This window comes from Piscinibacter sp. HJYY11 (assembly GCF_016735515.1).
GTDB lineage: Bacteria > Pseudomonadota > Gammaproteobacteria > Burkholderiales > Burkholderiaceae_C > Rhizobacter.
Genome location: NZ_JAERQZ010000001.1, coordinates 1,060,432 through 1,071,987, shown reverse-complemented (window position 1 = coordinate 1,071,987; position 11,556 = coordinate 1,060,432). Strand labels below are relative to the sequence as shown.

At 66.4% G+C, this 11,556-nt stretch carries 10 protein-coding genes and 1 riboswitch; of the genes, 4 read left to right on the top strand and 6 right to left on the bottom strand.

The window, feature by feature from the left end:
* Positions 1 to 43: 43 nt before the first annotated feature.
* Together nirD and nirB are read right to left on the bottom strand one after the other, a co-directional pair.
* The gene (gene nirD, locus JI745_RS04875; RefSeq protein WP_201804243.1) at positions 44 to 424 is read right to left on the bottom strand and encodes a nitrite reductase small subunit NirD; all 381 of its coding nucleotides are present in this window, start codon (positions 422 to 424) and stop codon (positions 44 to 46) included.
* A 19-nt stretch (positions 425 to 443) separates the two neighbouring features.
* Complete coding sequence (gene nirB / locus JI745_RS04870; RefSeq protein WP_201804241.1) at positions 444 to 2,903, bottom strand: nitrite reductase large subunit NirB; 2,460 nt, start codon at positions 2,901 to 2,903, stop codon at positions 444 to 446.
* A 170-nt stretch (positions 2,904 to 3,073) separates the two neighbouring features.
* Between nirB and JI745_RS04865 the strand changes: the two genes are divergently transcribed.
* Positions 3,074 to 4,768, top strand: coding sequence for a bifunctional protein-serine/threonine kinase/phosphatase (locus JI745_RS04865; protein WP_201804239.1), 1,695 nt, complete (start codon positions 3,074 to 3,076; stop codon positions 4,766 to 4,768).
* Here JI745_RS04865 and JI745_RS04860 read toward each other — a convergent pair.
* Positions 4,725 to 5,996, bottom strand: a complete 1,272-nt coding sequence (locus tag JI745_RS04860) for a nitrate/nitrite transporter (RefSeq protein WP_201804237.1) — start codon at positions 5,994 to 5,996, stop codon at positions 4,725 to 4,727. The genes JI745_RS04865 and JI745_RS04860 overlap by 44 nt on opposite strands.
* Before the next feature lie 356 nt (positions 5,997 to 6,352).
* Here JI745_RS04860 and JI745_RS04855 point away from each other — a divergent pair, with 356 nt between their 5' ends.
* Positions 6,353 to 7,384, top strand: coding sequence for a sensor domain-containing diguanylate cyclase (locus JI745_RS04855; protein WP_236674905.1), 1,032 nt, complete (start codon positions 6,353 to 6,355; stop codon positions 7,382 to 7,384).
* A gap of 6 nt (positions 7,385 to 7,390) precedes the next feature.
* Here the strand turns inward: JI745_RS04855 and JI745_RS04850 are convergent, their stop codons facing one another.
* The 3 genes from JI745_RS04850 to JI745_RS04840 all read right to left on the bottom strand — a co-directional run bounded on the left by JI745_RS04850 (position 7,391) and on the right by JI745_RS04840 (position 8,669).
* A complete protein-coding gene (locus JI745_RS04850; RefSeq protein WP_201804235.1) occupies positions 7,391 to 7,834 on the bottom strand; it encodes an EVE domain-containing protein in 444 nt (147 codons plus the stop codon).
* A gap of 269 nt (positions 7,835 to 8,103) precedes the next feature.
* On the bottom strand, positions 8,104 to 8,430 hold the full coding sequence (locus JI745_RS04845; RefSeq protein WP_201812338.1) for a cell division protein ZapA: 327 nt from the start codon (positions 8,428 to 8,430) through the stop codon (positions 8,104 to 8,106).
* An 8-nt stretch (positions 8,431 to 8,438) separates the two neighbouring features.
* A complete protein-coding gene (locus JI745_RS04840) occupies positions 8,439 to 8,669 on the bottom strand; it encodes a cell division protein ZapB (RefSeq protein WP_201804233.1) in 231 nt (76 codons plus the stop codon).
* Between the two features lie 53 nt (positions 8,670 to 8,722).
* Positions 8,723 to 8,958, top strand: a riboswitch (cobalamin riboswitch).
* 121 nt (positions 8,959 to 9,079) lie between these two features.
* On the opposite strand from JI745_RS04840, the gene JI745_RS04835 reads away from it, so the two are divergent.
* Together JI745_RS04835 and cobU are read left to right on the top strand one after the other, a co-directional pair.
* Positions 9,080 to 10,990, top strand: a complete 1,911-nt coding sequence (locus JI745_RS04835; RefSeq protein WP_201804232.1) for a TonB-dependent receptor — start codon at positions 9,080 to 9,082, stop codon at positions 10,988 to 10,990.
* Positions 10,987 to 11,556 (top strand): bifunctional adenosylcobinamide kinase/adenosylcobinamide-phosphate guanylyltransferase, encoded by a 570-nt coding sequence (cobU, locus tag JI745_RS04830; RefSeq protein ID WP_201812337.1) that lies wholly within the window; start codon positions 10,987 to 10,989, stop codon positions 11,554 to 11,556. Before JI745_RS04835 ends, cobU begins: the two co-directional genes overlap by 4 nt.

Sequence of the window (11,556 nt, the reverse complement as noted above, 5' to 3'; positions counted from 1 at the left end):
TGCCAGACGAAGGGTTCGCCCTGTGCGCGAGTCAGGTACCCGTTCAGAGCCGGCGGGTGGCGCAAGGCCCCGCCACCGGCAGCGGCAGGTCGATGCCGAGTGTCGCGAGTTCATCGGCGTCGAGGTAGATCGAGCCGGCATCCACCCTGACGGCGAAGGTCGGCACACAGCCTTCGTCGGGCTCCTTCACCCGGCCGTCATCGAGCCCGATGCTCATGTTGTGAAGCGGGCAGGCCACGTTCGTGCCGAAGACGATGCCCTGGCTTAGCGGGCCGCCCTTGTGGGGGCAGCGGTCGAGGATGGCAAAGATGCGGTCGTCGTGCGCGCGAAAGACCGCCACGGGTGCGCCGTTCGGGCGTGTCACGCGGCGCGAGCCCAGGGGCGGCAGGTCATCGACCGTGCAGATGAGGGTCCAGTGGGACATCGGAGGGTCTTCTTGCAGATCAGACGGCTCGAACGGGGACGAACTGGCGGGTGTCGACCTGGGCCTTGTCGAACTCGAACCACGGATCGGGCTCGCCTTCGAGGGCGTATTGCAGTTGGGCCCAGAGCTTCTTGCGGCCTTCGTGGTCGTCGAGGATCTTTTTCTTCACATGGTCGAGGCCGACGCGGTTGACGTAGTGGACCGTGCGCTCCAGGTACCACCCTTCCTGGCGATAGAGCTCGCAGAAGGCGCCGGTGTACTCGAGCACCTCCTCAGCCGTCTTGAGCTTGACGAGGAAGTGCGCCACCTCGGTCTTGATGCCGCCGTTGCCGGCGATGTACATCTCCCAGCCGGAGTCGACGCCGATGATACCCACGTCCTTGATGCCCGACTCGGCGCAGTTGCGCGGGCAGCCCGAGACGGCGAATTTCACCTTGTGCGGCGCGTACATGCGCCACATCGCACGCTCCAGGTCCTTGCCCATCTGGGTGCTGTCTTGCGTGCCCATGCGGCACCACTCGCTGCCCACGCAGGTTTTCACCGTGCGCAGCGCCTTGGCGTAGGCATGGCCCGAGGGCATGCCGATGTCGCGCCAGACGTTGACGAGGTCTTCCTTCTTCACGCCCAGGAGGTCGATTCGCTGGCCGCCGGTGACCTTGACGGTGGGGATCTTGTACTTGTCGACCGCGTCGGCGATGCGGCGCAGCTCGGCTGCGGTCGTCTCGCCGCCCCACATGCGCGGCACGACGGAGTAGGTGCCGTCTTTCTGGATGTTGGCGTGGCTGCGCTCGTTGATGAAGCGCGATTGCGGGTCGTCCTTCGCTTCCTTGGGCCAGGTGCTGATGAGGTAGTAGTTGACCGCCGGGCGGCAGCTCGCGCAGCCGTTGGGCGTGCGCCAGTTGAGGGCCTTGTAGGTGCTGGCGATGGTTAGCAGCTTTTGCTCGCGGATCGCGTCGCGCACTTCCTGGTGGCTGGCGTCGGTGCAGCCGCAGATGGCTTTTTTCTTCGGAGCCGCGGAGTAGTCGCCGCCCGCCGTGAACATGATCAGCTGCTCGACGAGGCCTGTGCACGAGCCGCAGGAGGCCGATGCCTTGGTGTGCTTGCGCACCTCTTCCAGCGTGAAGAGGCCCTTTTCCTTGATGGCCTTGCAGATCGTCCCCTTGGTGACGCCGTTGCAGCCGCAGACCTCGTCGGCGTCGGCCATGGCGGCGGCCTTGCTGTGCCCCTGGTGGCCGGTGTCGCCGATGTTCGACTCGCCGAACATCAACTTGTCGCGGATGTCGGTCACCGCGCGGCCCTCGCGGATGAGCTTGAAGTACCACGAGCCGTCGACCGTGTCGCCGTAGAGGCAGGCGCCGACGAGCTTGCCGTCCTTCACGACGAGCTTCTTGTAGACGCCGCCGTAGGGGTCGCTCATCACGATGTCTTCGCTGTCGCCGCCGCCCATGAAGTCGCCGGCAGAGAAGAGGTCGATGCCGGTGACCTTGAGCTTGGTGCTGGTCTGCGATCCGGTGTAGCGGCCGATGCCGAACTCGGCCAGGTGCGTCGCGCACACCTTGCCCTGTTCGAAGAGCGGCGCCACCAGGCCGTAGGCGATGCCGCGGTGGGCGGCGCACTCGCCGACGGAGTAGATGCGCGCGTCGGTGATGGTCTGCATCGTGTCGTTGACGACGATGCCGCCTCGCCCGTCATTGAAGCAGTGGAGGCCGATCTTCAGCGCGAGCTCAGTGTTCGGGCGGATGCCGGCGGCCATCACCACCAGGTCGGCCGGGACCTCGGTGCCGTCCTTGAACCGCACGGCCATCACGCGGCCCGCCTTGCCGCCGTCCTGGTCACCGATCAGGGCCTGGGTGCTGGCACCGATCATGAACTTCAGGCCGCGTGCTTCGAGCGACTTCTGCAGCAGCTTGCCGGCGGCATCGTCGAGCTGGCGCTCCATCAGCCACGGCATGATGTGGACGACCATGACCTGCATGCCGCGCAGCATCAGGCCGTTGGCGGCTTCGAGGCCGAGCAGTCCGCCGCCGATCACGACCGCGTGCTTGTACTTCTGCGCGGCCTCGATCATCGTGTTGGTGTCGGCGATGTCGCGGTAGGCGATCACGCCTTCGAGCTCCTTGCCGGGCACCGGCAGGATGAACGGGTTGGAGCCGGTGGCGATCAACAGGCGGTCGTAGGGCTCCTCGGTGCCGTCGGCCGCCTTGACGATGCGGTTGCGCCGGTCGACGTCGACGACCTTCTTGCCCAGGTGAAGCTTGATGTGGTTCTCTTCATACCAGCTCAACGGGTTGAGCACGATCTCGTCGAGCGTCTGCTCGCCGGCAAGCACGGGAGACAGCAGGATGCGGTTGTAGTTGGGGTGCGGCTCGGCGCCGAACACCGTGATGTCGTAGAGGTCAGGCGCGATCTTCAACAGCTCCTCGAGAGTGCGCACCCCCGCCATGCCGTTGCCGACCATCACCAACTTCATCTTCTTCATGAGGTGCGTCCTCGGTCGCAGTACTGCTCGATGGCGGCATAGTTAGCAAACACGGTGCCAACACGCACCACGCTCGCGGCTGCAATGTGGTGCTCGTTGCACTCTTTGCGGGCAGGCGTCTTGCTTCGCCGGTGGTACACAACACAAGCGCCCAGCGCAGGTGCATCAACATGAGCTTTGACATCGAGGTTGGCTACGCGAGCGAGCGTGGTCCGCGGCAGGAAAACGAAGACTTCGCGGGGGCTCGGAAACCGCTTGCCCACGAGGAGGAACTGGGCTTCATCGCCGCGATTGCCGATGGTGTCTCGATGGGCGGCGAGGGCCGCATGGCGGCGCAGACGAGCGTGCGTTCGGTGGTCGAAGACTATTTCGGTGCACCACCCACATGGGACACCAGTGTGGTGCTCGACCGCATCATCAGCGCGCAAAACAGCTGGCTCGCCGCCCACAATCGCCGCCACAACGGCGCTGCGATGAGCACGCTGACAGTCCTCGCGCTTCGCGGGCAGACCTGGACCGTGGCCCATGTTGGGGACACGCGGGCCTATCTGGTGCGTGACGGTGAGTGCCGTCGCCTGACCCAGGACCACGCCCTCGAGCACCCCGACCTGAAGAGCCAGCTCACCCGCGCGATGGGGCAGGACGACGCCATCCGCGTCGACTACCTGCAAGGCGAGCTGCACCTGGGCGATGTGTTCGTGCTCGTCTCCGACGGCGTGCACGCGAAGGTGCCGCAGTCGCAGATGCAGAAGCTGCTGGCGCAGGGCACGGCGCAGGAGGTGAGCGACGCCATCGCGCAAGCAGCGCTAGGCGCAGGCACGCAGGACAACGCCACGGTGCTGGTCGTGCGTGTGCTGGGGCTTGCGCGCTCGCGCCTCGAAGATGCGCTGGTGCGCAGCCGGCAGCTGCCGGTGCCGCCGCGTCTCCAGGTGGGCGATGAGCTCGATGGGCACGTCGTCACCGCACTCGTGGCCGACACCGGCGTGCACCTGCTCTACCAGGTGCGCCACGTCGAGACCAAGGCGCTGCGTGCGCTCAAGACGCTCAACCCTTTGCGCGCGAACGATGCGCAGGAGCGGGCCATGCTCGCCCACGAGGCGTGGCTGGGAACACGGGTCAGCGAGCGTGGCAGCACGGGTTTCGTCGCCCTGCACGAAGTGCACGACGCGAGCGCGTTCTACCTCGTGTTCGACTGGCATGCCGGGCAGACGCTCGAGCAGTTGCTCGCCGGTGGCCAGGGCCTGCCGGTGGCCGACGTGGTGAACTGGGCGCTGGCGGCGACGCGGGCCATTGGCAAGCTGCACCGGCTGGGCGTGATTCACCGCGACATCAAGCCCGGCAACCTGCACCTCGGCGACGATGGGCAACTGCGCCTGCTCGACCTCGGCGTGGCGATCTCCGGCAACGAGCCTGCCGAGCAACGCAGCCTGCATGCGGGCACGCCCAGCTACATGAACCCGGAGCTCTGGGACGACGAGCCGGTCGACGCGCAGACCGACCTCTTCGCGTTCGGCGCCACCCTTTACCAGTTGCTCACCGGTCACCTCCCGTTCGGCGACATCGAGCCCTACCAGAAGCTGCGTTATCGCCGCCCGCCGAAGCCACCCTCACGCCTGCGGCCCGACGTGCCCATCTGGCTCGACCACATCGTGCTGAAGGCCGTGGCGTTCGAAAAGAAGCTGCGTTTCGAAACCGCCGAGGAGCTGGAGCTGGCGCTTCAGCGCGGGGCCTCCCGGCCGCTCTCGGCACAGGGGCCGACACCGCTGCTCGTGCGCGATCCCACGCTGATGTGGAGGGTCGCGTTCGCAGTGTCGGCGCTCTTCAACGCATTGCTGGTGTACTGGCTGCTTTTCCTGCCACGCTAGAAGTGGCCGACGGCGCGTGCACCGGGCGGGCCCGACCGCCTTTTTCCGCCCAGGTGCGCGTCCAGCGGATCTGCACCATCCGCAGCATCACGAGCATCGCGAGCGCCAGCACGGCAAACGAGACGAAGCCCCACAGGTAGGTGCCGGCGTACTGCTTGGACTGGCCCATGGCATTGGGCAGGAAGCCGCCACCGAGCGCGCCGACCTCGCCGATCATCGAACCGGCCACGGCCGTGGTGAGCGGCCAGCGCAGCGGCACGAGCTGGAATAGGGCGCCGTTGCCCGCGCCGAGCGCGGCAAAGCACAGCATGAAGAGCAGGGTGGTGACGGCGACGGAGCTGCTCGCGAAGCCGCACAGCACCAGCGTCACGGCCACCAGGACCAGCACTCCGCTCAGGGTGTTGATGCCCCCCACGCGGTCGGAGATGTAGCCGCCGAGCACGCGCACTGCAGAGCCCATCAGAGTGGCCAGCATGGTGAGCTGGCCGGCCTCGACCTTGGTCACCTTGAACTGGTCGTAGAAGTAGGTCGGCAGAAAGCTCGCCAGGCCGATGAAGCCACCGAACGTGACGATGTAGATCAGGCTGAAGGCCCAGCCGTCCTTCTCGAACAGGCAGGCGATGTGCTCCCGGAAGGTCTGGTGCTCGCGATCCGGCGGCTCCTTGGCCGCAAACCACATCACCGCCATCGGTAGCAGCATGGTGCAGGCGGCAAGCCCATACACGGTGGACCAGCCGAACTTGGCTGCGAGCGGCGGTGCGAACAGCACGGCCAGCACGGTGCCGGAATTGCCGGCACCGGCGATGCCCATCGCGAGCCCCTTGTACTTGGGCGGGAACCAGCCCGAGCCCAACGAGAGGGCCACGCCGAAGCTCGCACCGGCGATGCCGAGCAGCACGCCCATGGCCAGCACGCTGTCGTAGCTGTTCACGAAGAAGAAGCCGAACGCCAACGCGAGCACGATCAAGCCCATCTCGACCATCGCCGCGTTCTTGCGGCCGATGTACTGCGCCAGCACGCCAAGAGGAAAGCGCATGAGCGCCCCCGCGAGGATGGGCACCGACACCATGAAGCCCTTTTGTGCCGCGGTGAGTTGGAAGGTCTCGCTGATGAAGGGCGCCATCGCGCCGTTCAAGACCCAGATGGCGAAGCAGAAGTCAAAGTAAAGAAACGATGCGAACAAGGTCGGGGCATGACCTGCTTTGAGAAAGCTCTTGAAACCTGACACGATGATCCCCAGGAAAGCGGCGCCCTTGTTTAGGGCAAGTTTGAACACTGAAGGAGAGGAAGCGATTCCTGTGCCAGATAGCGGTGCACCATGGAGCCACACAGGGGCAGCAAACCCGCCGCGACGTCGTAGCGGGTCGTGGTGGTTTGCTTGTCGTGCGCCGAGTCCGTGCCAAGGGCACGGCTTTTGTGCGAAATCTGCACGCCCCGCACTTGAGGTGGGCGGTCTGTAGGTCGGAACGTGATCGCTATGATCGATCAACCTAGGGGTTTTCAAGGCGTCGTGCCGGGTGCGCTAATCACCGGCAGGGCACTTCTGCCGCCGATGGCGGCCTGCGGGCACCGACGAGACAAGGAATGACCGACATCCACCAGCAGGCACTGTCTGCCCGCGCCGACCAGGCGCAAGCGCTGACGGCTGCACTTGGCTTGGCCCCGCATGCCTGGGGCGTGGTCGCCATGAGCCTGCTGGACCGTGCCGAGGCCATGTTCGCCATCAAGGAAGCGGCCACCGGCCGCTACGTTCACGTCAACGCCCGCATGCAGAGCCTGATCGGCCGCTCGGCCGAAGGCCTCGTCGACGAAGACTGGGCCGATCCGCAGGCGTGTGCCTCGCTGCGCACGGCCGACCAGTCGGCCATGGTGGTGACCGTGCCGCAGGTCAGCGAGCACCGTCTGGAACAGGGCGGGGTGCGGCGCGAGTTTTCGGTGACGCGTCTGGCGCTGCCGTCGGCGGACGGCTCGGCACCCAGGTACCTGTGCTGCATCTGGCAGGACCTCACGCCCCAGCGTCAGGCCGAAACCCAGCTGCAGCTGGCCTTGCGGCAGCTCGAGGAGCAGCAGCAGGCCAACGAAACCCTGCGCCGCGAGATGCAGGATCACGGGCTGCGCGACAGCGTCACCGGCCTCTATCAGCGAGGTCACTTCGACGATCAACTGCGCCGCGAAGTCGACCTGTCATCGCGCGAACATCGCGAGTTTGCGCTCGTGTCGGTGGCGCTCGACCCGCTCGGCGAAGCCGCTCGCGCGTCGGGCAGCGAAGGTCGCAAGCGCGTGCTCGAGGCGCTGGGCCGTCTCTTGCGCAGCAACACCCGCGCGATGGACGCCTCATGCCGGCTCAATGAAGACCGTTTCGCGGTGCTTCTGTCGGGTGTCGGCCTCGCCACCGCGCATGCGCGCATGGAAGGCCTGCGCCGGCAGTGCGCCACGCAGCTCGTCATGCTGAACGGTCAGGACCTGGGCTTTACCGTGTCGATGGGCGTGGCGAGCTTCCCGCACACCGCGCACACGCAGGAAGACCTGCTGCAAGCTGCCGACACCGCCTTGTCACAGGCGCAGAAGCGTGGCGGCAACCACGTCACGCTGGCCAGCATCCGCTTCGAAGCCTGAGCGGACTCAGCCGAGTCGCTTCAACACCGCTTTCCACTCGGCCGCCGTCACCGGCGTGATCGAGAGGCGGTTGCCTTTCTTCAGGATGATCATGTCGGCCAGTTCGGGCGCCTCACGCAGTTCGGGCAACGAGAGGAGACGGGTCTTGCGCTCCAGCGTCACGTCGACCAGCATCCAGCGCGGTTCCTCGCGGGTGGACTTCTCGTCGTAGTAGTGGCTCTTCTTGTCGAACTGGGTTTCGTCGGGGTAGGGCGTGCTCGACACGGTGGCAAGGCCCACGATGCCCGGCTCTGGGCATGAAGAGTGATAGAACAGCACGCCATCGCCGACCTGCATGTGGTCGCGCATGTAGTTGCGCGCCTGGTAGTTGCGCACGCCGAACCAAGGTACGGTCTGCTTCTTGGCGGCGGCGAGGTCATCGATCGAACATTCACTCGGCTCACTCTTCATGAGCCAATATTGTTGTTTTGCCATCGGACGAGTCGAGTGAAAAGAAAAGGTGTCCGTCGCGAGCCGTGAGCCGCATTCCTGAACCCAGGCTGGTTCAGGTGGGCGAGGTCAGCGGGGCTTCGGGTTCATCTGACGCGAGACGATCACACCTACCCGGCGATGTTCCAAGCCCTGGCGCTTACGCGCATCGGTTCAAGGAAATATAAGACTCACGCGAACGCAACGGACGCTTTGAATTTTACGCGCCGCATCGCCGCGACACCATCGCTTCAGAGCAATTGACCGTCGGCGCCAAGGGCTTGGTCCAGGCGCTGGATCAGGGCATCGATGTCCACGTTGCTGGCGGGTGCGTCTGATGCACCGGAGGCCGTTTGTGCCACCGCTGGTGCCGGCGCAGGGCGCTCGGCGAGCGCATAGGCGAGGTTGAGCGCGGCCAGCACTGCAATGCGCTCGCGAGCCTTCACCCGGCCCGCATCACGGATCGCGCTCATTTCGCGGTCGACGCTGCCCACCGCTTCGAGCAAGGACACCTCGCCACCTTCCGGGCAGCCGAGGATGTAGCTCTGGCCCATGATGGTCACTTCCATCTGCTTCATGCTGCTGCTCATGCGCGGTCCCCTTCGGTCCGGTTGTCACCCGAGGGGGCGTCGACCGGCAACCGGTCAAGCAAGGCGTCGATGCGGCTTCGCGCAGCGTTCAGCCGTGAGCGCAGGTTGTCGCGCTCTTGCGTGAGCTGGCTCACCTGCTGTTCCAGCAACTCGTTGGTGCGTTTGAGTTCCTCGTGCCGCAGCAGCAAGCGCTCGACGCGGTCTGCAAGGTCCTGGATCTTCGACATGGGGCGCCGGAAGGTTGCGGGTGCTTCATTGTAGGGGGGTAGGTGTGGCCGCTGCTTACAATCGCCGCGTTGGTGCTCGTGCCGGTTGTCACATCGGCACAGTTAAACGGGAAGCAGAGGTCGCAACGCCCCACGGGCCGCGCACCCACCTGCGCTGCCCCCGCAACGGTAAGCGGACGAAGGCCACCGCCTTCGCTCATGTGCAAACACCACTGGTGCCTCGCGGCACTGGGAAGGTCGCATGGGATGTCCGCCAGCCCGGATACCGGCCAACAGGGGGCCTGCAGCGCGCTGTGGGCCATGAGGTGTGTGCTGGCGGGGAAGCCGGCGCGCACGATGTCCACGTGAGTGTTCCCATGATGAGTTCTGCTTTGCGCGCTTCGGCACGGTCTGCCGCTGCGCGTGTGTCCATGCCTGCGTTTTCCTTGTCGGTTCTGGCCTTCGCGTGCTGTGCGGCGCATGCGCAGGGGCCCTCCCTGCCGCCCGTCACGGTGACGGCCACCCGCTTCCCCGAAGACGCCAGCCGTCTGTCGTTCAGCGTGAGCGTGCTGACGGCTGACCAGCTCCGCGACAGCGGCGCCGTTACCGTCAACGATGCGCTGATGAAGCTCCTGGGTGTGCCGGGCCGGCTAGACTTTTATGGCGGTGGCGACTACCAGCTCGACCTGCGCGGCTTCGGCAGCACGGCCGGCAGCAACCAGATCATCATCGTCGACGGCGTGCGCATCAGCGAAGCCGACCTGGGCGGCACGCGCCTGGCCGGCATTTCCATCGATTCGGTCGAGACCATCGAGGTCGTGCGCGGTGGCACCGCGTCCGTGCTGTACGGAGAAGGTGGCACGGGCGGTGCCATCGTCATCACCACCAAGGCCGCCAGCGGCAAGCCGCGCACGAGCGGCGGCCAGGGCTACCTTGCGATGGGCAGCCACTCGCTGCTGGAGGGTCGCAGCTCGGCAACCTTCACGAAGGACGGCTTTTCCCTCGACGCAGCCCTCAACGCGCGCGACACCAACGGCCACCGCCGCAATTTCGCCTCGTCGGGCGAAGGCCGCAGCCTCGCTGCACAGTGGCGCAACGACTGGCTGCGCGTTGGCGTGCGCCATGCGCAAGATTCGCTCGAGACGGGCCTGCCGGGCGCGCTCACCACAGCGCAATACAACGCCGACCCCACCCAGACCAACCGCCCGGACGACCGCGCGCGCGTTGACAACCAGCGCAACGGGGTCTTCGCGGCTGCGAGCTTCGGTGATTTTCAGGTCTCCTTCGATGCCGGCCAGCGCGACAAGGCGTTGGAGAGCATGACGAGCTTCGCGTACGCCTACAACATCGAGGCGCGTAACCGCAGTCTGCGGGTTCACCACAGCACGTCCATCGGCACCTTCAGCAACACCGTCATCACCGGGATCGACGACGACGCCTGGACGCGTGTCGTGCCCGGCGCCTTCGGGTCGACAGCCGAGCAGGAGTCGCGCGGCGTGTACGTGAAAGACGATTTGTCGACGCCGTGGGGCACTGTGGTCTCGCTCGGCCTGCGCCGCCAGAGCGCGACCAAGACCACGACCGACGCGCCGACGGCGGGTGTCGACCAGCGCTTCAATGCCTGGAACGTCGGGCTCGTGCAGCCGATCGGCAAGTCCGGGTCGGCCTATGGCAACGTGGGCCGCAGCTTCCGTTTCCCCAACGTCGACGAGATCGGCTTCACCGCCATCGGCGCAACCCTGCAGCCGCAGACCTCGCGCGATGCCGAACTGGGTGTACGCGTGAACTGGGCCACGGGCCGAACCGACGTGCGCCTCTACCGCAGCGCCTTGCGCCAGGAGATCGGCTACGACCCGGCAGCCCCCGGCCCCTTTGGCCCCGGTGCCAACGTCAACTTCGACCCGACGGTGCGCCAGGGCGTCGAGCTCGAAACGCGCCTGCAGCTCAACCGTGACTGGCTCGTGTGGGCGAACGCCGCTGCGCGCCAGGCCAAGTTCACCGCTGGCGCCTATGACGGCAACCGCATCGCGCTGACGCCGCGCTACACCGCATCGGTCGGTGCCGACTGGAAGGTGTTTGCCGGCCACAAGCTCGGCGCGCTCGTGAACACGGTGTCGTCACAATCGCCGAACTTCCAGAACACCTGCACCATGCCGGCCTACACGATTGGCAGTCTGCGCTATGCCTTCAGCACCGAACAGGTCGAGCTCGGCGTCGGCGTCAACAACGTGACCGACAAGAAGTACTACACGCAGGCCTATGGTTGCGCAGGCGGCGTGCCCACCTCTATCTACCCAGAGGCCGGCCGCAACGTGGTGCTGTCGGTGCGGGTCTCGCTCTGACCGTGGCCCATTCGGTCGAGCTCATCCTCGGTGGCCAGCGCAGCGGCAAGTCGCGTTGCGCCGAGGAGCGCGCACGGGCCTGGCTGCAGCAGCCGGGCCACGAGGCGGTGCTCGTGGCCACGGCGCAGGCGCACGATGCCGAGATGCGCGAGCGCATTGCACGGCATCGCGCAGACCGTGCCGCGCGCGCGCCCGGCCTGTCGACCGAGGAAGTGCCCGATGAGCTGCCCGCGTCGCTGCGCCGCCTCGGTGCGCCGCATCGGCTGGTGGTGGTGGACTGCCTGACCCTGTGGCTGACCAACCTCCTGATGCCGATGCACGGCTCGGCGCTCGACGAGCGCGCCTGGGACGCGCAACGGCAGTCGCTCTGCGAAGCCCTGGACGCCTCGCAGGGCCCGGTGGTGCTGGTGTCGAACGAGATCGGCCTCGGTCTGTCGCCGATGTCGCCCGAGGCGCGCCGTTTCGTCGATGCGCTGGGTCATCTGCACCAGGCTGTCGCGCGCTGCGCAAGCCGGGTCACGCTGATGGTTGCGGGCCTCGAGGTGAACGTGAAAGGGCCGGCGTGA